Source organism: Pseudoalteromonas maris, from assembly GCF_049257235.1.
Taxonomy (GTDB): domain Bacteria; phylum Pseudomonadota; class Gammaproteobacteria; order Enterobacterales; family Alteromonadaceae; genus Pseudoalteromonas.
The window spans coordinates 231,935-254,404 of record NZ_JBMMUF010000001.1 but is presented as its reverse complement, the minus strand read 5'-3'; the positions used below and the strand labels follow the sequence as shown (position 1 = coordinate 254,404).

Sequence of the window (22,470 nt, the reverse complement as noted above, 5' to 3'; positions counted from 1 at the left end):
TCCACCTCTTAATCAATGTGCGTCACGGGGATGGCGTCTAACTGCCATTTCCACGTTTGTTTGCTTGGTGCAACAGGCACCATATCGATGCAATCTACAGGACATGGGTCTACGCATAGGTCACAACCAGTACATTCATCAATCAGCACGGTGTGCATTTGTCGTGTAGCACCAACAATGGCATCGACAGGGCAGGCCTGAATACATTTGGTACAGCCAATACATTCATCTTCGCGAATATACGCTACTTTTTTGACTGGCTCTGCTTCTTCACCGCCAGCGAGAGGTTTGGCTTCCACGCCCATTAAATCAGCGAGCTTTTTCACCGTTGCTTCGCCACCCGGTGGGCACTTGTTAACGTCGTCTCCGTTGGCAATGGCCTCAGCGTAAGGGCGACAACCTGGGTAGCCACATTGACCACATTGCGTTTGCGGCAAAATAGAATCTATTTGCTCAACAATTGGGTCACCTTCAACACGAAAACGCACTGCAGCGAAGCCAAGAACAAGGCCAAACACCAGTGCAAGTATGCCCAGAGCAATCAGAGCGTAAAATAAAGTCATAATTAAAACTTAACCAGTCCGCTAAAGCCCATAAACGCCATCGACATCAGTCCTGCGGTGACCATTGCAATGGCCGCACCTTTAAAGGGTATCGGCACATCGGCACCTGCTAAGCGTTCACGCATGGCAGCAAAAAGTACTAATACGAGAGAGAATCCCACCGCTGCACCAAAGCCATAAACTGCCGACTCAACGAAGCTGTGTTGTTCTTTAATGTTCAATAAAGCAACACCCAATACAGCACAGTTAGTGGTGATCAGTGGTAAGAAAATACCCAGTAATCGGTATAACGTTGGCGAGGTTTTTTGCACCACCATCTCGGTAAATTGCACCACAACAGCAATCACCAAAATAAAGCTCATAGTACGTAAGAACGTGAGCTCTAGGGGCAATAAAATATATTGGTTAACCAAATAACTGGTCACGGATGCCAATGTGAGTACAAAGGTAGTTGCCAATGACATACCCACGGCAGTATCAAGCTTGCTTGATACCCCCATAAAAGGACACAGGCCTAAAAACTGTACAAGCACGAAATTGTTAACCAACACGGTACTGACTAGCAGTAATAGATATTCCGTCATGGGCACCCGAATAACTGATAATAACTCGCGTATTATCCTTATTTCTCGTTCATTTCACAACAGTTAGGCGAGTTTTAAACGGGCCAAGGGGCTCTTTTTCCTTGGCCGTGATAGTGACTACGACTGCGCTGCTGAACTGTCGCGTACAACCAATGTAGGGGTAAAGATGCGCGTGATGTCTTTATCTTGATTGCGTGCACCACGGGTTTTACTGAACAATAGGCGCGCGGCATGCTCTGAAATAACATCATTCTCTTGGTGTGCAGTGGTGAGTTTTGGCCACGTTTGTTTCGAGAAAGGCGAGTCCTCAAATCCTGTGATTGCCAATTCGCTCGGAATCGCGATGTTCATCAAGCGTGCGGCGAACAAAGCCCCTGCGGCGATTTCATCGTTACCACCCATAACGGCTGTAACAGCCAGTGCGTTGTTATCTTTGAGCAACTCCTTCGCGCCGTTGACGCCAGACTCGAATGAGTACTCACCACGATAAATAAACTCATCGCGTTGACTAATGCCGTTATCACTGAGCGCCTTTTGATATCCAGCAAGTCGTTCAGAGGTCGATTTGTGCTCTTCATCACCACAAATAAACGCAATATTCTTGTGACCAAGGCCGATAAGGTGCGCGGTAATCTCGTATGAAGCCGCATAGTCGTTCACGTAAATGCACGAGTCATCGTCATTGCTAGAGCCACGGCCAGATAAAATACGCACATAGTGCATGTTCATGCTGTCGAGCTCATCGATGATGTCTTGTTGTTCAGACAAAGGGGGAGTGAGTACCAAACCGGCAATGCGCGAGCGCTGGATCATGGTTTTAAGCTCATCCCGCATCTGACTGTCGGCATAACTGCATGGGTGTATCACCAATTCATACCCTTCTTGGCGGCAGCGCGATAATACCCCGTTTTGCATATCAATAACGTAATAAGCGTTCGGGTTGTCATACACCAAGCCAATGGCAAACGCTGATGAGCCTGCAAGATTACGTGCTGCAAGATTAGGTTGATAATTTAATTCTTTTACCGCTGCCATCACTATGTCATGGGTTTTTTTGCGCACGGAAGGTTCTTTGTTAATTACACGCGAAACCGTTTTCATCGACACACCGGCGAGTTTCGCAACATCATTGATGGTTACTTTCATGATCTTTTCTTATTATCCTTGCGTGGCAGTGATAGCCTTCAAAATTTTCTCATGTTGTTTATGTGCATGTTGCTTTATCATGCCGCCTCCAAATAGCGCTTTTTGCAAAGGCCATACTAAATGTAGGCTTATAAAAGTGACTTTGAGTCAAATTTTTCGTTGAGTGTATCTAAACTTATAACGAAATAGCAGAATAAATTTCATTTTTTCCTAATGATACCGGTGTCAAAGATGAAAATATGCGCTATGATTCTGCAAATAAAATCGAAAATAAGCTATTTGACAGCGTTGTCATTTTAACTTAACGTGGTCAGCGAGATGGTGATAAACAGTATTTTATAAGTTTATTTACGCTCTAAAAATACGCGAAATGTCACAATATTGTGGCTATCTTTAACAATTAATAAAGAATCTTTGCGTTAACTAAATAATCAGTTCAGGAGCTAGGGGTACACGAAATGGTCGCGAGTCGTTCACAATTAACGAGTTGGCAATTGCTTAAAGAACAAGCAGATGTTTTAAAAGATGTGCATTTGCAGCAATTATTTGCCCAAGACGCAAACCGTTTTTCAACTTTTTCAGTAGAAATTCCCGGTGTGCTTTTCGATTATTCAAAGCAGCTGGTGACTGAAAAGGTGCGTGATGCTTTAGTGTCTCTTGCAAACGAGTGTGAACTAACACAGTGGCGAGACAAAATGTTCGCCGGTGAAAAAATTAACATTACTGAAGGGCGAGCGGTCCTGCATACTGCGCTTCGCAACCGTGCGAAAACCCCGATTGTGGTTGACGGTGAAAATGTCACCGAACAAGTTGAAACAGAACTAGCAAAGATTAAAGGTTTTGTAGAAAAGGTGCGCTCAGGTCAGTGGCTTGGCTACACTGGTAAAGCGGTAAAGGATGTTGTCAGTATTGGTGTGGGCGGTTCAAACTTGGGCCCTCAGATGGCTACCGAAGCCTTGGCAAGTTATGTCGATGACACGCTTAATGTGCATTATGTCTCGAATGTCGACGGTGTGCAGATTGCTCATGTACTGAAGAAGGTAAACCCTGAAACAACATTATTCGTAGTGTCGTCGAAAACATTTACCACGTCAGAGACAATGACCAACGCATCAACCGCGGTGAAGTGGTTACGTGCAGCTGCTGGTGATAACAGTGCCATTGCCAAGCACTTTGTTGCTGTGAGTACCAACTTAGAAAAAACAGCAGCCTTTGGTATTGCTGATGAAAACGTATTCACTATGTGGGATTGGGTTGGCGGTCGTTTTTCAATGTGGAGTGCGATAGGCTTACCGATTGCCCTTTATTTAGGTTTTGATGCATTTATAGACATGCTGGAAGGCGCATTCGAGGTGGATACTCACTTCCAGCAAGCACCGTTGAGCGACAATATTCCAGTCTTGATGGGGCTGTTAAGTGTATGGAATGCCAGCTTTTTAGATCATAGAGCGCAGGCTATCTTGCCATATGATCAAGCACTGCACATGTTGCCAGCCTATCTACAGCAAGGCGAGATGGAAAGTAACGGTAAGTCTGTGACATTTGCGGGTAGCGCGGTGAACTACACAACGGTGCCACTTATTTGGGGGATGACGGGTATTAATGGCCAGCACGCCTTTTACCAGTATCTGCATCAAGGCACGACTATTGTACCTGCTGACTTTATTGGCTCGGTGCAATCGCAATGTGAGGTCGACGACCACCACACAATTTTGATGTCTAATTTTTTCGCACAAAGCGAGGCCATGATGAATGGCGTTTCAGCACAACAAGTGCGTGAAGAGCTGGCGGCAAAAGGTGTCAATGAAGAGCAAATTGCACAGCTAGTTGAGCATAAGGTGCATCAAGGTAATCGCCCAACGACCTCTATCTTACTGGACAAGGTAGATGCTAAGGCTTTGGGTCGACTAATTGCCTTGTATGAGCACAAAATTTTTGTCCAAGGGATCATTTTAGAGATTTGCTCTTTTGATCAATGGGGCGTTGAGTTAGGCAAAGGCCTAGCCAAAAATATTGAATCAGAATTACGTGACAATCGTATAGCTGAACATGACAGTTCAACGTCTGGTTTGATGGCGTATTATCAAGCGAAACGCCAGTAATGAATTTGCCGTATAAGCGGCACAAAGAATACCTTTGAACGGGTAGCGCTGGAGTCTTTAGGGCCTGTGTGTTTGTGAGAGGACGTACAGAATCCCTAAGACTCATTTATTCTAAAACTTTGACAGAGAAAATGAATGTCGGGGTTTATCTTTTTCTGATAGGGAAAAGAGTACGGTTGATGAGCACCAAGCTCATGTTATGAAAGTGTATTTAAAGAGCCGTCATGTAGCGATCCACGGGCTCACGAGTTGTAATTATTTGTTTTCCTGAGGCATGAAAAGCAGGGGAACTTAGTAAATAGGTAGAGAGTAAATAATGCTAAATCCTTTTGATATGATCATATTTGGTGGCGGCGGCGATCTTGCACTTCGCAAATTATTGCCTGCTATGTATCGCGCTTATCAGGAAGGCAACTTACCTCAAGGAACCCGTATTTTACCGACAGTGCGAGGCGCAGATAAGCGTGATGAGTATATTGATACCGCTCACGAAGCGCTGAAAGAGCATTTAGGTAAAGGAGAATACAACGCCAAGGATTGGAAGGCATTTGCACAATATTTAGTGCCAGTCGTTGTCAATGTGACCGAAGCAGATTCACTGTGGGACGAACTTAAAACCATTCTAGATGAACACGATGAAGACAAGTCACGTGTGTTCTATTTATCACTCCCACCAGCGGTGTATGGCCAGTGTTGTGAAATTCTGTCAACAAAAGGCTTAATTACTGAATCATCACGCGTTGTAGTAGAAAAGCCAATTGGTTACTGTGGTAAGTCTGCGGAAGAAATTAACGCTAAAATCGCGCAGTATTTCAAAGAAGAACAAGTATTTCGCATCGACCACTACCTAGGTAAAGAAACAGTTCAGAACTTAATGGCATTGCGTTTCTCAAACTCTGTGTTTGAAAACTTATGGGATGCAAAGACCATTGATAATATTCAAATCAGCATTTCAGAGACAGTGGGTCTTGAGAGTCGTGCAGGCTTTTATGATAAAGCGGGTGCACTTCGCGATATGATTCAAAACCACCTGCTACAACTGCTATGTCTTGTGGCGATGGAATCACCGCACAAGCTTACAGCTAATGCAATTCGTACTGAAAAGCTTAAAGTGCTAGAGGCGCTTCGCCCACTTCTGGGTGAGCATGTTGATGAAAATATCGTTCGTGGTCAATATGTACCGGGTGATCTAGACGGCAAACTTGTGCCTGGCTATTTGGAAGAGTTAGGCGAGGGTTCAAGCGCAACAGAAACCTATGTGGCTATCAAAGCGCACATCGATAACTGGCGTTGGGCAGGCGTACCTTTCTACCTTCGCACGGGTAAGCGTATGAAGAAGCGCTGTGCCGAAATCGTGGTTGAATACAAACCAGTGTCGCACAACGTATATGAGCAAAATGTTGGCCCAATTCAGCCAAACCGTTTGGTGATCCGCCTACAGCCAGAAGAAAGCATTAAGCTGACCTTGATGTCTAAGCGTCTTGATAACCTTGAGATGCAATTAGAGCCTGTCACCTTGAACATTGAACTATCTGAGTCTTACTCAAATGGTTTCCATTCAGACGCATACAAGCGTTTGATGTTAGATGCTGCAGCAAATAACCCGTCACTGTTTATCCACCGCGATGAAGTACGTCAAGCGTGGAAATGGATTGATCCAATCATCGAGCGTTGGCAAGAAAAGGGTAAGCCTGCCTTGTACCGCGCTGGAACTTGGGGGCCAGAAGACTCAGATGATTTGCTTGCAGGATCGGGCCACAAATGGTTTAACGCGGCGGGAGAAGGTGCATAATGGCAAACATTACAGAACGTTTTTTTGATTCCAAAGAGCAAATGACACAGGCACTTGCTGCATCACTTGAGCAGCGTATCAGCGCTGCGCTTTCACAAGGTCAACGTGCATCCTTGATGGTCTCTGGCGGGTCATCACCAGCACCAGCATACAAATATCTTTCAGGCCTTGATATTGCTTGGGATCAGGTCGATGTTGCTATGGTTGATGAGCGTTGGGTTGATGCTGATCATGACAAGAGCAACGAGCGCTTTATCAATGAAACTTTGCTGCAAGATAAAGCTGCTGCTGCAAATTTCATTACTATGAAAAATGCTGCTGCAACAGCACAAGAGGGAGTTGCTCAGTGCGAGCAGGCATATCAGCAAATTCAACGCCCGTTTGACGTAACGATTTTAGGCATGGGGCCAGACGGCCACACTGCTTCTTTGTTTCCTCACGCGCAGGGGTTAGAAGCTGGGTTAGAGTCAAGCCAACTGGTGTGCGCTATTAACGCTATCCAAAGCGATGTAACAGGTGCGATCACAGAGCGCATGACGTTAACGCTAAATGCGATTGCGCAATCAAAAGTAGTGAAGCTGTTGATAGGTGGTGAAGAGAAACTTGCAGTTTACAAAGAAGCCGCCGCGGGTGGTGATGTAAAAGACATGCCACTGCGTGCGGTGCTACAGCACCCTGATATTGAGCTAGAAGTGTATTGGGCACCATAATAAACCAATAAGTACCTCAGAAAAACGCGGCTCATGTCGCGTTTTTTTATGCCTACTTATGTGCTGTAATGTCATCACTTAACTGTTAGCGACGTTGCTGTATCGTGCCCCACGTGATGCTCATCGCATCCTTTCCCTGTGGTTATAAAATTGTGCTATATTCCTGCACGTTTGAATACAGAACCATCATCCCACCTTTGTTTAAAGGTAGTAATTTCAACACGTTAAAAATATTTTAGCGTTTTTTTTAAACAGAAACGGCAAAAACATGTAGCGAAATTGTAATTTTGGGTGTATGGTTTGTTACTAGATGACAGCGTTGTCATCATCACTGGGCAGAAGTGATTTGTATATCAACAAAATGATTCGAGAAATATTCAAGGGGAATCCTGTGTTAGCTAAAAATTTTAAGAAAAGCTTATTAGCAGTGAATGTGAGCCTTGCAGTAGGCGCTGGTTTTTCTGGCGTAGCTGTGGCGGCCGATGCACAAACTCAAGCTAAAGAAGATGTGGAAGTAATTGAAGTACGCGGTATTCGTCGCTCATTAGCGGCGGCAATGAATACCAAGCGCTTTGCAAACTCAGTTGTAGACGCAGTATCAGCTGAAGATATCGGTAAGTTTCCTGATAGCGATGTAGGTGAGGCGCTAGGTCGTATTTCTGGTATTTCTGTTAACCGCCAATTTGGTCAAGGTCAACAGGTATCAATCCGTGGTGCATCGGCTCAGCTGACGCGCACGCTTCTTAATGGTCATTCGGTAGCGTCTACAGGTTGGTATGACCAACAAGCTATTGACCGCAGCTTTAACTACACCTTGCTTCCACCTGAACTAGTAGGTGGTATTGAGGTTTCTAAGTCTTCACAAGCTGACACAGTAGAGGGCGGTATCGGTGGTACGGTAAACGTTAAAACCCGCAAGCCTCTTGAACTTGACGCGAACACTATTTTCGGTGGTCTTAAAGCAGACTACGGCACAATCTCAGAAGAAACAGACCCAGATGTGTCAGGTCTGTATTCGTGGAAAAACGATGAAGAAGACTTTGGTTTCCTAATCGCGGGTGCATATTCTGAAACAAATTATCAGCGTAACGGTATTGAGTCTTTGGTAGGGTGGGGTGACATCGTTCCTACTACCTTCCAACAAGAGCGTGAGCGCACAGCGATTAATGCGGCCTTCCAGTATCGTCCAAGTGATAACCTTGAGCTTGGCTTGAACATCATGAGCCTCGAGTTGTCTGCAAACAATGCCAACACATCTTTGTTCGCTATTTTCCCAGATGATAAGGCGGCAGCGTGTGAGCAAACTAATGCATCAGGCACTTGTACTTTCTATCGTCGCAGTGGAGAAGGTGCTAACCCTGGTTGGGCACAAACATGGGCCCGTGCAGGTTCAATGACGTCAGATACTGTTGATTTTGATTTTAAATATGTGGGCGAAAGCTTTGAAGTCACAGGTCGTGTAGGTAATACCCAATCAGACGGTGGTACTGACTTAACTGCAAACTACGGTTTTTGGCTAGGTACAGCTGCTGATTTCGCTGGTACATATGATGCAACAGGCGATGTGATCAAAATTGATGTCGCGAACAAGTCGTTTGATGCGAGTGATTTCGGTGGTGAACTGTCGCCAGCGGGTTGGTCATTGAAAAAACAACCAAACTCGGATGAAGAAACCTATGCGCAGGTTGATTTTACTTTCCCTGTAGATTTTGGTGCAATTTCTGCGATTAAAACGGGTATGCGTTGGGCAGATCATGAAGTTAAACAAGAGTCTTGGTCTGCTATCATGGCCGCGACAGTGCCTGTAAACAGTGCTGATAAATATTACTCTGGTACGGTTTCATCAGGCGCCGGCTTTACCTTACCAGAGCCAAATCTTGATGCCATGATTGCCGATGGTTACGCGGCCATTGCAAGCTTTGATAATACCTCAGATGTGTACAAGTCTGGCTATGGTACGATTCAAGAAGAAAACTTCGCATTGTACGTAATGGCTGATTTTGAAGCTGAAGGTTTACGCGGTAACTTAGGTCTTCGTTATGTGTCTACCGATGCAGAGTCTGATTATTATGCGCTTGATGCAAACGGTAACTATGCAAACGCTCTGAGCACCGATAAAGCAGATTACGATGAAGTGCTGCCAAGTGTGAACATTGCTTTCGATGTATCACAGGACGTTATTGTTCGCTTCTCTGCTGCACAAGTCATGTCGCGTGCTAATTACGCAGACATGTTCTCTGCATCATCATTAGCGGGTTACAACGATGGTACTGAGGGTAACGAAGTTCTGAAAAAAGGTAACATCGGCCTTGAGCCGTTTAAAGCAACACAAGCTGACTTCGGTATTGAGTATTACTTTGATAACGATGCGATGTTCAGCGCAACATACTTCATCAAAGACATTTCAAGCTTCACAAAAACAGACCAATTACTGAATCAGGGTATTGGTATTGTTGACCCTAACACCAACCAAGATAACTGGACTATCGCAACGATGGGCACAGGTAGCGGCGGTGAAATTCAAGGTATTGAGTTACAGTTGCAAGATGGTTTTGATAACGGCTTTGGTTATCAAGTTAACTACACCCTAGTTGACTCATCAGCACCTGTTGAAAACTTCCCAGACCGTGTTTCACAATTCACTGATTCATCTGATCACACTGTAAATCTTGTAGGTTATTACGAGACGGAAGAATTCAACATTCGTCTAGCGTATAACTGGCGTTCAGAGTACATGATCCGTGAATTACCAGGCTTCTATGGCAACCGTGAGCACCAAGACTACGGCACACTTGATTTAAGTGCGAAGTATTCTGTGACTGACAGCCTTGATGTGACTTTTGAAGCGGTGAACTTAACCCAAGAAGACAGCGTGCAGCTAGGTGTTGCAGGCGCAGATGCACAGGTGAAACCAGAACTAAAAGACGGTTATCCAGCATGGTTCTTCGAAGGTGAAGCCCGTTACAAGCTTGGCTTACAATTCCGCTTTTAAGCAAAAATAATAGCCGTGCGCGAAAAAGCCAGAGACTTGTCTCTGGCTTTTTTTAGCTCATCGCTACTTAACTCAATGGGTATTCATGCCTGCCATGAGTGAATGCTGCTCCCTGCATTCGCTCATTTTACACCTTGGACAAGCCATTCATTTGTATCTTTTCAATAAGTTCACGATTTAATTGTAATTGCTTACTAACATGCGAAGCTTTGGCAGCAATAGCACTTTGCAACGCGTGATGATTTTTACTGCAATGATTAAATGGTGAGTCCTTTATCTGTGTAGGGTAATTCATGCCATATAAAACATAGAGATAGTTCTCTAGGCGAAAGGCATCAAAGCCTTTGGCAAAGTCATAATGACTAGGGAGGTGAGTGCGCCAATGAGCGAGGTTATCTTTGAGCTGCACAGGCCAAGTGTCAGGATTGCGGTTGTCGCGCCAAAAATCGCTGTCATCTCTATTTGATATGGCGTAATGCAATTTAATGAAATCAATCACACTTTCCCACATCCCCGTTACATACTGATTAAAACGACGGCTTAATGGATCAAGCTCAGAGGTTGTCGTTGGAAATTGATGCGCGAGCAATTTCGCCGTTGCGTCAAAAACCAGCAATCCGGTCGCTTCAAGCGGCTCCACAAACCCTTGTGCAAGGCCAATGGCAACGCAGTTCTTAAGCCAAAACTTTTCTCTGTAGCCAACAGGCATATCAATTTCGCGGGCATTTACTTCATCTACAGGACGGTTTAGGTAACCCGCCAGTGTGTGAAGGGCATCGTCAACGCTTGTGTATGTGTCGCTAAACACATAGCCAACCCCGAGACGGGTCGGTAGCGCGATATCCCAAATCCACCCTGCTGATTGCGCTGTAGCCTTTGTATAAGAGGGTAAGGGCATGCCCGGCTCACTGTAGGGCACTTGGATAGCTAAGGCCTTATTGACAAATAGCACCTCGCTTTTATCAATAAACGGCACTTTCATGGCTTCACCCAATAACCGACTGGCAAAGCCGGAGCAGTCGATATATAAATCAGCGTGATGTAATGCACCATTGCTATCAACAAGTTGTTTAATAGCCCCTTCCTCGTCTAGCTGCACATCGGTAACATGCACACGTTGGTGTTCAACACCCAACTTTGTTGTTGCATGGTGAGCTAAAAGTGCTGCGAATTTATTAGCGTCAAGGTGATATCCATACGCGGCAAGCCCCTGATATTCTGGGCAGCAAATGGTTTTAGGCGCTAACCCTTGGTCACATAATTGCCCCTGAATTCCGACCTGATTAGCAAAACTGTGTTGGCGCTCTTTGAGCCACGCTGCAAGATTGTTATTGTCTAAAATAGGATAATCGAAAGGGTGATAGTAATAATGTTCTTGTCCTTTGCTCGCCTGCATCCAACTATCAAAGCGAATGCCTTGCTTGAAAGACACATCGCATTCGTTGATAAACTGGGTTTCGCTGATACCAAATTCTTTTAAGGTATGCACCATCAACGGAACCGTGCCTTCGCCAACCCCCACAGTAGGCGTATCTGGAGATTCCAATAAGGTGACTGAAACGCCACCATCAGCGCTGTTTTTGAGTTTGCTTGCGAGGTGATTGGCACTGAGCCAACCAGCGGTTCCACCTCCGAGGATGATGACATGACGAATCGGTTTTTCTTGCATACTAAACTCTAAATGACAGCGCTGTTATTTGTTTATTTTAAACACGATGCCAACGCATTTGCCAATTTAATTGCTTAACATCCACTTTCTCTCGTCTTTTTTAGCTAAAAGCTCCTGCATTACATGAATTGGATGCACACAACCGGCTGATACATAAATTTTGAGATTACATCAGAGAGTTTTTCAGGGCGACTTTTGTTAAAAAAATGTGGGTTGAAGGAAGGCGTTTTGCTACATAAAGCTACATTTAAATTTTCTGAATCCCGCATTTTCAATACCTTGTAGCACCATGTATCGCGGTTTGTACAAAGACTTTAAACTTTCACGGATTTTCACTTCCTTTTTGTTAGCAAAACCGATAGCCTTAGGCCACAACAAGTAACAAATACGTAAATAGTATGGAGCAGTATTATGGCGGAGCAACAAGTGCAGCCTTTGCATAACGAAAAACATGCCAACACTAAAATTAAAAATGGCATGAACTTAAACTTCTTAAAGACGCAACATTTAGTGCCAGTTGTTGCACACGAGTTTGGTCGTGTAGCAAACGAATTCCCTATGGCATTTGTAAAGAACAATGAGTCAGGTAAATTCCAAGCTGTTGCTATTTTTGGCCTTGAGCCAGGTGAAAACCTTTTTGTAGACGGTGACAAATGGGCTGCAGGTTTCGCACCTTTAGCTGTAACGCGTTACCCACTGGGTCTTGTTAAGCACCCTGAAGAAGATCAATACGGCGTAGTGATTGATGAAGCGAGCCCTCTTGTAGGTGACGAAGAAGGTCAAGCACTGTTCGAAAACGGTGAAGAAACTGAATACCTTAAGCGTCGTAAAGAAGCACTTATCTCTTTCATCGAGTTCTCTGGTGTAACTGATGTATTTACTCAGTACCTAGCAGACAAAGAACTTCTAGTAGCACAAACGCTAACTGTTGATATCAAAGGTGAGAAAAAAGACATCACTGGTATCTACATGATTGATGAGAAGAAGTTAAATGAGCTAAGCGATGAAGACTTCCTAGATCTTCGCAAGCGTGGCTACCTAGCACCAATTTATTCATTCCTAACTTCTAGCCACCAGGTTGGCCGCTTAGCTCGCCTAAAAGCAGAGCGTACAGCATAAGTTAGTATGTTGAATGAGAAGAAAACCCAGCCCATGCTGGGTTTTTTTATGTATGATTGCTTACAAATTCGACTTTTAGTCACCTTGGACGAAAGTTTTACCTATTAAACCTTGAGTAACTTTCGCCCTTGTGAAAAAATTTAAGCTTATTTAATAAACCCCAACGCAGACACGAGGAATTCGATTATGCGCATTATTTTATTAGGCGCACCAGGTGCAGGCAAAGGCACACAAGCTCAGTTTTTAATGGACAAGTACAGCATTCCACAGATTTCTACTGGTGATATGCTACGTGCAGCAATTAAAGAAGGCACACCGCTTGGCCTTGAAGCAAAGAAAGTGATGGATGCGGGCCAGCTTGTGTCTGACGATATTATCATCGGTCTAGTAAAAGAGCGCGTTGCCAAAGCTGATTGTGAAAATGGTTTCCTACTTGACGGTTTCCCGCGCACAATTCCACAAGCAGACGCAATGAAAGAAAATGGTATCTCTGTTGACCATGTAATCGAGTTTGATGTTGCTGATGAAGTGATTGTTGAGCGTATGGGTGGTCGTCGTGTGCATCCTGGTTCTGGTCGTGTATATCACGTTGTTTACAACCCACCTAAGGTTGAAGGCAAAGATGATGTTACCGGTGAAGACCTTATCATCCGTGATGACGACACAGAAGAAACAGTGCGTAAGCGTTTAGCTATTTACCATGAGCAAACTAAGCCATTGGTAGATTATTACCAAGCTGAAGCACAGGCAGGTAACACGCAGTACCACAAGCTAGACGGCACACAAGCTGTCGAAGCGGTAAGCCAGCAGCTTGCTGAGTTATTGGGTTAAGCCAGTATCAGTTATAAGAAACCGCCGTATGGCGGTTTTTTTTGATCTAAGCATGCGGTTGATTGGTATAATACCAGCCAAGTTAAATAGCACATCATTTTAGCGGGTTAAATTTCGTGCTCACTGCGTTGTAATTTTTCTATGTAGAATAGCTACATAAGAAAAATTCCGCCTTGTTAGCACATCATTTATCCAGCGCTATATCTGATCCCATATTTAACATGATTGGTATAATCAACTTCATATCAATAAAAGGAATGTAAGTTTATGTCTTTAGCGCTGACGCAGCCCGCGAGTCGATACGGGGTGTTATTGGTTAACCTAGGCACGCCTGATGCGCCTACTGCAAAAGCAGTAAGAGCCTATTTGCGAGAGTTTTTATCGGATACTCGGGTTGTGGAAATCCCGCCAATTGTGTGGCAAGTGATCTTAAATGGCATAATTTTACCTATTCGCTCTCCCAAAGTGGCCAAAGCCTATGCCACTATTTGGGAAGAAGACGACTCACCATTGCGAGCAATTACAGCGCGACAAACAAAAGCACTACGTCATGCGATAGAGTCAACGCTGGGCGAAAATATTCATGTTGATTACGCCATGACCTATGGCAACCCGAGCATTAAAAGTCGTATTGATGATATGACTGCCAGAGGCATAGATAAAATTGCGGTGTTGCCTTTGTATCCTCAGTATTCAGCAACAACAACGGCTGCGGTATTTGATAAGCTCAACAAGCACCTAGCAAAAGTGCGTAACCTGCCAGAAATACGTTTTTTGAAACATTACTATGAACGAGATAGCTACATCAGTGCATTAGCTTCTTCCGTGACAAAATATCGCAGTATTCATGGCGATGCGGATAAATTAATTTTCTCATTTCATGGTATTCCTAAGCGTTGCGTGAACAAAGGCGACCCTTATTACGAGCATTGTAAATACACGGCGAAGCACACCGCCAAGAAATTAGGGCTAGATGACAGCCAATGGATGATGACTTTCCAGTCGCGTTTTGGTGCTGAGGAGTGGTTGCAGCCCTATACTGATAAAACACTTGAGAGCCTACCAAAAGAGGGTGTTAAGTCGATACAGATCATTTGCCCAGCATTTGCCGCGGATTGCCTTGAAACATTAGAGGAAATATCTGAGGAGAATGCTGAAATCTTCAAAGAAGCGGGGGGAGAGCACTTTGGTTATATTCCAGCGCTTAACGATGCGCCAGAGCATATTGACGTGCTAGTAGAGCTCGCTAAATCGCAATTACTTAACTGGTAAACTGATTATAAAAAAGGGCGCCGCAGCGCCCTTTTTTAATTACAGAGCATCAAGCGCTTTAATTGCGCCATCATAATTAGGCTCTTGTGACAACTCGCTGACTAACTGTTTGTATACAATTTTGTGCTCTTTATCTAATACAAATACCGCTCGGCTGAGGATACCCATATCTTTGATCAGCAGCCCGTAATTTTGGGCAAAATCGCGCCATACGGCATCAGAAAGAGTTTCTAACTTATCAATTCCTTCGGCGGCACAGTAGCGCTTTTGTGCGAAGGGTAAATCGGTGCTAATTGTAAGCATCGCCACTTGCGGATAGTTCGCCGCAACCTGCTCATTGAAATGCTTCGTCTGGATGCTGCATACACCTGTGTCGAGACTTGGCACTACGCTCAGAAGAATCGGCTTGTTTTGGTAATCTGTAAGGCTTTTAGCCACAAAGCTGGCATCAACAACGCGGAAATCAGGCGCTGCCTGTCCTACTTCAACCCCATTGCCCAACAACACTACGGGCTTGCCTCGGGCCGTTACTTTACCCGCATCAACGTTGTTGATGGTTTCACTTTGCTGTGCAAGTAAGTTGCAACTGAAAACGGCGAGTGCGACAGAGCTCAAAAATAACTTTTTCATCATGTTTTGCCTTTTTTATGTCTATGTTCCATCTAAAGGAATTTTCTAAACAGTCTATATTTAAATTGAGATCAATTATTTATTTTAATACCATTGTCGTTAGTTAGTATTAAAAAGCTAATAAAAATCATAATTCAAGCTAACTAATCTACGACGTATATTCGAGGTGCAACACGTCATGAAGACACCTGTTTTAATCTGTGATGACTCTACTGTTGCACGCAGACAAATTGCCCGTTCACTTCCCCAAGATTGGGAAATAGACTTAAGCTACGCCACCAATGGGCAACAATGCATTGCCCTTTTAGAGACCGTACAGCCTGAAGTATTATTTCTAGATTTAAATATGCCAGGTATGGACGGCTACCAAGTTCTGCAACAAATTCAAGACCGACAAATTAAAACCGTTGTTATTGTGGTCTCGGGCGATATACAACCAAGTGCCCATGAACGCGTTTTGGCAATGGGCGCTGTGGATTTCATAGCCAAGCCTTGCGATGCAGGAAAGTTGGCGCAAATAATCGATCAATACGGTATCAAAGATAAGGCCATGCGTCAGCGAATTGCGATGCAACTTGGCGAGCAACTAGACCCCGATACGCGAGATATCTACCAAGAGATCACTAATGTTGCTATGGGCCAAGCAGGGGATTTGTTAGCCCGCTTGCTCAATGTGTTTGTCAAACTGCCTATTCCCAATGTTAACGTCTTAGAAGTGAATGAATTAGCGATGGCATTGCGTTCTATCGATCAAAATTCAGCTACCTCAGGTATTTGCCAAGGCTTTATAGGCGGTGGCATTTCAGGTGAGGCTCTGCTGTTGCTTAATGATTCGAGCTTTAAAGAGATAGCATCATTAATGAAATACCAAGGAGAGCTGAACGACAGTGTTGAGCTCGAGCTGTTGATGGATATGAGTAATATCCTCATCGGTGCGGTGCTAACAGGTCTTGCCAAACAGCTTGATGTTAATTTCTCGCAAGGACACCCTGTGGTTCTTGGGCAACACCGCGATGTGGATGAGCTGGTCTCGGCAAATAAACAACGTTGGCAACGTACGCTTGCCATTGAGATAAGCTATGGTATTGAAAATCATGACATTAGTTGTGATTTGATGTTGTTGTTCACTGAAGATTCGCTCCGCACTTTGAAGTACAAAGTTGCTTATTTATTGGAAGACTAAATTATGCCCGCCGCTGATTTTAATATGCATGAAATTCATTGGTTGATGGATATGTTCAATACCGTTGATGTTGGTTTAGTCGTGCTTGATAAGCAATATTGTGTATGTATTTGGAATGGTTTTATGGAAAACCATTCGGGCTTGTTACCCAGTGCGGTTAAGGATAAAGATATCTTCGATTTATTCCCCAGCATTGATGAGCCGTGGTTTCGAAAAAAAACAGAGTCAGCATTTGTACTTAAGAATCGCTCTTTCACTATTTGGGAGCAAAAGCCTTATATTTTCCGCTTTAAAAATTACCGCCCCATTACCGGTAAAGCAGACCATATGTACCAAAATGCCACCTTCTTGCCGTTGACCAGTACAACAGGAGAAGTGACGCACATTTGTATCATCATCTATGATGTGACTGATGAAGCGGTGAATAAGTTAGAGCTCGAAGCTGCAAACAACCAGCTTGAGGTGATCAGCCGCACAGATGAGCTCACAAAGCTGCCAAACCGTCGATTTATTGAGGAGTCGTTGGCTAAGGAACTAAAACGCCTAGAGCGCTCTGCGGGCAATGGAACCTTATTGATACTGGATGTAGATTATTTCAAAAAAATAAATGACACCTATGGACACAGTGCTGGAGATAAGGCTCTGCGGCACGTTGCCAGCGTGCTGCGCTCAACATTGCGTGAAAGCGACATGGTAGGGCGTTATGGTGGTGAAGAGTTTATTATCAGCTTATTTGACACCGATGTTGATGGCGCAAAGATTTTTGCTGAGCGATTAAGGCAAAAAATTGAAGACACAGAGATAGTGGTTGATGGGAAGAATATCACGATGACAATTAGTATCGGCATGGCTCAATATCATTCGAATTACAGTCAATATGAGCAATGGGTTAAAGCAGCCGATGCGGCCTTGTATGAGGCAAAACAAGGCGGCCGCAATCAGGTGGTTATTGCTGGGGCCTGTTGATCTTGGTTGGCTGATTTCAACAAAACTCAAAGCTCAACACGCCCTAATAATTAATCCGCTTCTTGCGGTTCAGGGCACTGACTTAGATTAATAATACTGCCATCGGCATTTTCTTGTTCAAGCTTGACCGTAAAACCCCATAATCGGTGTAAATGCTTAAGCACTTCGATTTTTGAATCAGCAAGCGGTATCCCTTTATGAGGAATATACCTCAGAGTTAGGGAGCGATCGCCTCGTATATCAACATCATATACTTGAATGTTTGGCTCATGGTTACTCAAGTTATATTGCGCCGATAATGCTTGGCGAACTTTCTGATATCCCCCTTCATCGTGAATAGCTGCAACTTCGAGATGAGGTTGAGCGCTGTCGTCGACGATTGAGAATAGCTTAAAGTCTCTGATCAATTTGGGTGACAAAAATTGGCTAATGAAGCTTTCGTCTTTGAAGTTTTGCATGGCAAAGTGCAGTGTTTCAAGCCAATCACTTCCTGCATATTCAGGAAACCACTGCCGGTCTTCATCACTTGGGTCTTCGCAGATACGGCGAATATCGGTCATCATATTAAAGCCCAGCGCGTAGGGGTTAATCCCCGAATAATAATTACTATTATAAGGCGGCTGGTAGACCACGTTGGTATGGCTTTGCAGTACTTCAAGCATGAAGCCATCGGTTAATTTACCTTCGTCATAAAGGTGGTTGAGGATGGTGTAATGCCAAAAGGTCGCCCAGCCTTCATTCATTACTTGGGTTTGCTTTTGTGGATAAAAATATTGCGAGATTTTACGCACAATACGCACAATTTCCCGCTGCCATGGCTCAAGCAATGGTGCGTTCTTCTCGATAAAATAGAGAATATTTTCTTGTGGTTCTAACGGAAAACGCTGGCGTTTTTGTTTCTTCGCTTGCTCACTATTAGGGATAGTGCGCCATAGCTCATTAACTTGAGATTGGAGGTAATCAGCTCGTTCTTTTTGACGCTTTTGCTCTTCATACAAGGAGATTTGTTGAGGCCGTTTGTAGCGGTCAACGCCATAATTCATTAAGGCATGGCATGAGTCGAGAATGTCTTCTACTTCATCTATACCATACTTCTGTTCGCACTGAGCAATGTAGTTCTTGGCAAACAGCAAATAATCAATAATGGAGCCTGCGTCCGTCCACGTCTTAAACAGGTAATTACCTTTGAAAAATGAATTATGACCATAACACGCATGGGCCATAACCAAAGCTTGCATGGTTATGGTGTTTTCTTCCATTAAATAGGCAATACAGGGGTTGGAATTAATAACAATTTCATAGGCAAGGCCCATTTGCCCACGACGATAATTTTGCTCAGTTTGAATAAACTTTTTACCGAAAGACCAGTGATTGTAGCCAATGGGCATACCAACACTGGAATAGGCGTCCATCATTTGTTCCGCTGTGATCACCTCTATTTGATTCGGGTAGGTATCTAATTTGTAGTGCTCGGCAACGCGTTCAATCTCATCGCGATATTGCTCAAGTAGCTCGAAGGTCCAATCTGGTCCGTCACTCAATGGCTTTCGTTTCATACTCACCCCCATTTAAGCGCTTTGCGCCGATTTGTGTGCGCTTTTCTTAAATAGTTCGCGGAATATAGGGTAAATGTCGTCCACTGAGGTAATGTGCTCAATGGCGAAATTACCGTACTGCGCGGCCAATTGTTCATATTCGCGCCATAAGCTCTGATGGGCGCGATTGGTGATCTCCACGTAAGCGTAATAGCGCACCATGGGCAGAATCTTTGCGCTTAACAACTCAGAACACTGCGGTGAATCATCAGCCCAGTTATCGCCGTCAGATGCTTGGGCAGCATAGATATTCCATTCACTTGAAGAGTAACGATCAGCAATAATTTGATGCATTAATTTCAGTGCACTGGACACTATGGTTCCGCCTGTTTCTTGAGAATAGAAAAACTCCTGCTCGTCCACCTCTTTGGCTTGGGTGTGGTGACGAATGTAGACGACTTCAATGTCTTTATAGGTTCGAGTTAAGAACAGATACAACAAGATATAAAATCGTTTTGCCATGTCTTTGGTGGCTTGGTCCATGGAGCCTGATACATCCATTAAGCAAAACATGACCGCTTTTGACGTTGGGTGAGGGCGCTTTTCGTAATTTCGAAAGCGCAAATCGTAGTTGTCGATAAACGGCACCGCCGAGATTTTACGCTCCAGCGCCTCAATGTCTTCGAGTAGCTTATTGATTTTGGTTTGCTCGGGGACGGGCTGTTGCTCAAGCTCTATGAGTTGCGCTTTGAGTTCAGCCAATTCGCGTTTTTTACCTGCGGTCATGGCGACTCTTCGAGCCAGTGAGCCCTGTAACGAGCGCACAACGTCGATATTGCTTGGCATGCCGTCATTACAAAAGCCTGCGCGATGAGTTTTCATCTGCACCAGCTTATCGAGGCTGTTTTCTTGCAAATTGGGTAGCTCTAAGTCTTCGAATAGCAAATCTAGGTATTCATCTTTGGAAATAGAGAACACAAAGTCATCATTGCCTTCGCCTTGATCGCTAGCCTCACCTTCGCCGGCACCACCGCCTTGTCCCCCTTGTGGGCGTTTTATTTTATCGCCGGTGTTAAATTGATCATTGCCAGGGTGCACCTGTTCACGATGGCCGCCTTTTCCCTGATGAAAAAACGGCTCGGTGATGTCTTTGGCGGGAATAGAAATACTCTCGCCACTGGACACATCGGTGACACTGCGTTTGTTTATGGCGTCCGAAACGGCTTCTTTTATCTGCTTTTTATAGCGACGAATAAAGCGTTGGCGATTAAGCGTGCTTTTATTCTTGCCGTTTAGGCGCCTATCAATAAAGTGCGCCATACAATTCCCCTCAACTTACTTCAAAGGCGTTATTGCGACTTGCGAACACGCAAGTACCATTCAGATAACAACCTTACTTGTTTCTGGGTGTAGCCTTTATCAACCATGCGGTTAACGAAGTCTTCGTGTTTCTTCTGATCCTCAGCAGATGTTTTGGCATTAAATGAGATCACTGGCAGTAAATCTTCTGTGTTTGAGAACATTTTCTTCTCAATCACAGTACGCAGCTTCTCATAACTGGTCCACAGTGGGTTTTTGCCGTTATTGTGCGCCCGCGCCCGCAGCACGAAATTGACGATTTCGTTGCGGAAGTCTTTAGGGTTTGAAATACCCGCAGGTTTCTCAATTTTCTCCAGTTCAGCATTGAGCGCTGCTCGGTCAAACAGTTGGCCGGTATCGGGGTCTCGGTATTCCTGATCTTGAATCCAAAAGTCTGCGTAAGTGACATAGCGATCAAAGATGTTTTGTCCGTACTCGGAATAAGACTCAAGATACGCGGTTTGAAGCTCTTTACCGATAAATTCAACATATTGAGGGATTAAGTAGCCTTTAAGATGTGACAAGTACCTCTCTTGCACCTCTGCACTGAATTGTTCACGCTCAATTTGCTGCTCTAGCACGTAGAATAGATGCACTGGGTTTGCTGCCACTTCACTGTGGTCAAAATTGAACACGCGCGACAAAATCTTAAATGCAAAACGCGTTGATAGACCAGTCATGCCTTCATCTACTCCCGCATAATCACGGTACTCTTGATATGATTTGGCTTTAGGGTCTGTGTCTTTGAGGCTTTCGCCATCGTATACCCGCATTTTTGAGTAGATACTTGAGTTTTCGGGCTCTTTAATGCGTGATAGTACTGAGAATTTAGCCAATGTTTCCAAGGTTCCCGGAGCACATGGCGCCTCGTTAAGTTCGCTATTTTCAAGCAACTTATTGTAAATTTTGATTTCTTCGGACGCTCTTAAACAATAAGGCACTTTTACGATGTAAACCCTATCTAAAAAGGCCTCATTGTTTTTGTTGTTTTTAAAGGTTTGCCACTCTGATTCGTTTGAGTGGGCTAAAATGATGCCACTAAAGGGCAGAGCCGATATTCCTTCTGTACCGTTGTAGTTGCCTTCTTGGGTTGCGGTAAGCAATGGGTGTAACACCTTAATAGGTGCTTTGAACATCTCAACAAATTCCATCAAACCTTGGTTTGCTAGGCACAATGCACCTGAGTAGGCGTAAGCGTCTGGGTCGTTTTGTGCGAAGTGCTCTAGCTTACGAATGTCAACTTTACCAACTAATGCTGAAATATCTTGGTTGTTCTCATCCCCAGGCTCAGTTTTGGCAATCGCGACTTGATTCAAAATAGATGGGTAACGTTTAACCACCTTAAATTGGCTGATATCACCGTTGTACTCTTTTAAACGCTTAGCCGCCCATGGCGACATAATGGTGCGTAAATAACGTTTTTTAATGCCGTATTCTTTCTCTAATAACTCACCATCTTCAACAGCACTGAATAGACTCAGAGGGTGATCGTTTACTGGCGAGCCTTTAATGCTGTATATGGGCACTTGCTGCATGAGGTACTTGAGCTTTTCAGCGATGGATGACTTACCACCCCCAACAGGGCCAAGTAAGTACAGAACCTGTTTACACTCTTCTAGCCCTTGCGCGGCGTGTTTTAAGTAGGAAACTATCTGCTCAATGGCTTCTTCCATACCATAAAACTCTCTAAAGGCCGGATAACGTGCTATCACCCGATTAGAGAACAGTCGGCTTAGGACGGCATCTTGTGACGTATCAACCATTTCTGGCTCACCAATTGCGGTCAGCAATCGCTCAGCGGCTGTTGCGTAGGCCGTTTTATCTGACTTACACAGTTCTAAGAATTCATTAACGGTATATTCTTCTTCTTGGGACGCTTCAAACCGTGATTGATAGTGCTCGAAAATTGTCATAACGACCTCCAAGTAACTCAAGGATAAGATGAAAGGGTAAAGATGCCACTCGGTACTTAAAGCTTAGACAGTGTTATAAAATTTTGCGAAATATATTAGTTATT

The 22,470-nt window shown here is 44.3% G+C and carries 17 protein-coding genes; 9 read left to right on the top strand and 8 right to left on the bottom strand.

All coding sequences use genetic code 11. The annotated features are described in order from the left end of the window. Positions 1–8 precede the first annotated feature (8 nt). From rsxB to AAEU32_RS01145, 3 genes are all read right to left on the bottom strand, one after another. Positions 9–563, bottom strand: a complete 555-nt coding sequence (gene rsxB / locus AAEU32_RS01155) for an electron transport complex subunit RsxB (protein ID WP_421968712.1) — start codon at positions 561–563, stop codon at positions 9–11. A gap of 2 nt (positions 564–565) precedes the next feature. After that, the gene (rsxA, locus tag AAEU32_RS01150) at positions 566–1,147 is read right to left on the bottom strand and encodes an electron transport complex subunit RsxA (protein ID WP_421968711.1); all 582 of its coding nucleotides are present in this window, start codon (positions 1,145–1,147) and stop codon (positions 566–568) included. A gap of 117 nt (positions 1,148–1,264) precedes the next feature. Beyond that, complete coding sequence (locus AAEU32_RS01145; RefSeq protein WP_421968710.1) at positions 1,265–2,293, bottom strand: LacI family DNA-binding transcriptional regulator; 1,029 nt, start codon at positions 2,291–2,293, stop codon at positions 1,265–1,267. A 458-nt stretch (positions 2,294–2,751) separates the two neighbouring features. Here AAEU32_RS01145 and pgi point away from each other — a divergent pair, with 458 nt between their 5' ends. From pgi to AAEU32_RS01125, 4 genes are all read left to right on the top strand, one after another. Next, complete coding sequence (gene pgi / locus AAEU32_RS01140; RefSeq protein WP_421968709.1) at positions 2,752–4,395, top strand: glucose-6-phosphate isomerase; 1,644 nt, start codon at positions 2,752–2,754, stop codon at positions 4,393–4,395. A gap of 316 nt (positions 4,396–4,711) precedes the next feature. Beyond that, positions 4,712–6,187: a glucose-6-phosphate dehydrogenase gene (zwf, locus tag AAEU32_RS01135; RefSeq protein ID WP_421968708.1), complete on the top strand. Its 1,476-nt coding sequence runs from the start codon at positions 4,712–4,714 to the stop codon at positions 6,185–6,187. Beyond that, positions 6,187–6,897, top strand: a complete 711-nt coding sequence (pgl, locus tag AAEU32_RS01130) for a 6-phosphogluconolactonase (protein WP_421968707.1) — start codon at positions 6,187–6,189, stop codon at positions 6,895–6,897. The genes zwf and pgl overlap by 1 nt, the downstream gene beginning before the upstream one ends. Before the next feature lie 391 nt (positions 6,898–7,288). Beyond that, positions 7,289–9,889, top strand: a complete 2,601-nt coding sequence (locus tag AAEU32_RS01125) for a TonB-dependent receptor (RefSeq protein WP_421968706.1) — start codon at positions 7,289–7,291, stop codon at positions 9,887–9,889. Positions 9,890–10,016: 127 nt separating this feature from the next. Here AAEU32_RS01125 and AAEU32_RS01120 read toward each other — a convergent pair whose 3' ends face one another. Further along, the gene (locus AAEU32_RS01120) at positions 10,017–11,558 is read right to left on the bottom strand and encodes a tryptophan halogenase family protein (protein WP_421968705.1); all 1,542 of its coding nucleotides are present in this window, start codon (positions 11,556–11,558) and stop codon (positions 10,017–10,019) included. A 411-nt stretch (positions 11,559–11,969) separates the two neighbouring features. Between AAEU32_RS01120 and AAEU32_RS01115 the strand changes: the two genes are divergently transcribed. The 3 genes from AAEU32_RS01115 (at position 11,970) to hemH (ending at position 14,780) form a co-directional block, all read left to right on the top strand. Beyond that, positions 11,970–12,677 carry a SapC family protein gene (locus AAEU32_RS01115; RefSeq protein ID WP_421968704.1) on the top strand — a complete coding sequence of 236 codons (708 nt, stop codon included), beginning with the start codon at positions 11,970–11,972 and terminating at the stop codon, positions 12,675–12,677. A 186-nt stretch (positions 12,678–12,863) separates the two neighbouring features. Continuing rightward, complete coding sequence (gene adk, locus AAEU32_RS01110; protein ID WP_421968703.1) at positions 12,864–13,508, top strand: adenylate kinase; 645 nt, start codon at positions 12,864–12,866, stop codon at positions 13,506–13,508. 267 nt (positions 13,509–13,775) lie between these two features. Further along, on the top strand, positions 13,776–14,780 hold the full coding sequence (gene hemH / locus AAEU32_RS01105; protein WP_421968702.1) for a ferrochelatase: 1,005 nt from the start codon (positions 13,776–13,778) through the stop codon (positions 14,778–14,780). Between the two features lie 39 nt (positions 14,781–14,819). Here hemH and tpx read toward each other — a convergent pair whose 3' ends face one another. Further along, entirely contained in the window at positions 14,820–15,413 is a 594-nt protein-coding gene (tpx, locus tag AAEU32_RS01100; protein ID WP_421968701.1) for a thiol peroxidase, read from the bottom strand. A 175-nt stretch (positions 15,414–15,588) separates the two neighbouring features. Here tpx and AAEU32_RS01095 point away from each other — a divergent pair, with 175 nt between their 5' ends. Further along, on the top strand, positions 15,589–16,593 hold the full coding sequence (locus AAEU32_RS01095; protein ID WP_421968700.1) for a response regulator: 1,005 nt from the start codon (positions 15,589–15,591) through the stop codon (positions 16,591–16,593). Positions 16,594–16,596: 3 nt separating this feature from the next. Then, positions 16,597–17,559 (top strand): sensor domain-containing diguanylate cyclase, encoded by a 963-nt coding sequence (locus AAEU32_RS01090; RefSeq protein WP_421968699.1) that lies wholly within the window; start codon positions 16,597–16,599, stop codon positions 17,557–17,559. A 50-nt stretch (positions 17,560–17,609) separates the two neighbouring features. On the opposite strand, the gene AAEU32_RS01085 is transcribed toward AAEU32_RS01090, so the two are convergent. The 3 genes from AAEU32_RS01085 to AAEU32_RS01075 are packed head-to-tail and all read right to left on the bottom strand — an operon-like array spanning position 17,610 to position 22,366. Continuing rightward, positions 17,610–19,115, bottom strand: a complete 1,506-nt coding sequence (locus AAEU32_RS01085; protein ID WP_421968698.1) for a SpoVR family protein — start codon at positions 19,113–19,115, stop codon at positions 17,610–17,612. A gap of 12 nt (positions 19,116–19,127) precedes the next feature. Beyond that, positions 19,128–20,414, bottom strand: coding sequence for a YeaH/YhbH family protein (locus AAEU32_RS01080; protein WP_421968697.1), 1,287 nt, complete (start codon positions 20,412–20,414; stop codon positions 19,128–19,130). A gap of 29 nt (positions 20,415–20,443) precedes the next feature. After that, positions 20,444–22,366, bottom strand: coding sequence for a PrkA family serine protein kinase (locus AAEU32_RS01075; RefSeq protein WP_421968696.1), 1,923 nt, complete (start codon positions 22,364–22,366; stop codon positions 20,444–20,446). Positions 22,367–22,470 lie beyond the last annotated feature (104 nt).

What these genes read in the sequence shown, in the direction of transcription:
- AAEU32_RS01085 (WP_421968698.1), bottom strand. Translation starts at nt 19,115, where the DNA reads ATGAAACGAAAGCCATTGAGTGACGGACCAGATTGGACCTTCGAGCTA.
- rsxA (WP_421968711.1), bottom strand. Translation starts at nt 1,147, where the DNA reads ATGACGGAATATCTATTACTGCTAGTCAGTACCGTGTTGGTTAACAAT.
- pgl (WP_421968707.1), top strand. Translation starts at nt 6,187, where the DNA reads ATGGCAAACATTACAGAACGTTTTTTTGATTCCAAAGAGCAAATGACA.
- tpx (WP_421968701.1), bottom strand. Translation starts at nt 15,413, where the DNA reads ATGATGAAAAAGTTATTTTTGAGCTCTGTCGCACTCGCCGTTTTCAGT.
- AAEU32_RS01120 (WP_421968705.1), bottom strand. Translation starts at nt 11,558, where the DNA reads ATGCAAGAAAAACCGATTCGTCATGTCATCATCCTCGGAGGTGGAACC.
- AAEU32_RS01075 (WP_421968696.1), bottom strand. Translation starts at nt 22,366, where the DNA reads ATGACAATTTTCGAGCACTATCAATCACGGTTTGAAGCGTCCCAAGAA.
- hemH (WP_421968702.1), top strand. Translation starts at nt 13,776, where the DNA reads ATGTCTTTAGCGCTGACGCAGCCCGCGAGTCGATACGGGGTGTTATTG.
- AAEU32_RS01115 (WP_421968704.1), top strand. Translation starts at nt 11,970, where the DNA reads ATGGCGGAGCAACAAGTGCAGCCTTTGCATAACGAAAAACATGCCAAC.
- AAEU32_RS01080 (WP_421968697.1), bottom strand. Translation starts at nt 20,414, where the DNA reads ATGGCGCACTTTATTGATAGGCGCCTAAACGGCAAGAATAAAAGCACG.
- adk (WP_421968703.1), top strand. Translation starts at nt 12,864, where the DNA reads ATGCGCATTATTTTATTAGGCGCACCAGGTGCAGGCAAAGGCACACAA.
- AAEU32_RS01090 (WP_421968699.1), top strand. Translation starts at nt 16,597, where the DNA reads ATGCCCGCCGCTGATTTTAATATGCATGAAATTCATTGGTTGATGGAT.
- pgi (WP_421968709.1), top strand. Translation starts at nt 2,752, where the DNA reads ATGGTCGCGAGTCGTTCACAATTAACGAGTTGGCAATTGCTTAAAGAA.
- zwf (WP_421968708.1), top strand. Translation starts at nt 4,712, where the DNA reads ATGCTAAATCCTTTTGATATGATCATATTTGGTGGCGGCGGCGATCTT.
- rsxB (WP_421968712.1), bottom strand. Translation starts at nt 563, where the DNA reads ATGACTTTATTTTACGCTCTGATTGCTCTGGGCATACTTGCACTGGTG.
- AAEU32_RS01145 (WP_421968710.1), bottom strand. Translation starts at nt 2,293, where the DNA reads ATGAAAGTAACCATCAATGATGTTGCGAAACTCGCCGGTGTGTCGATG.
- AAEU32_RS01095 (WP_421968700.1), top strand. Translation starts at nt 15,589, where the DNA reads ATGAAGACACCTGTTTTAATCTGTGATGACTCTACTGTTGCACGCAGA.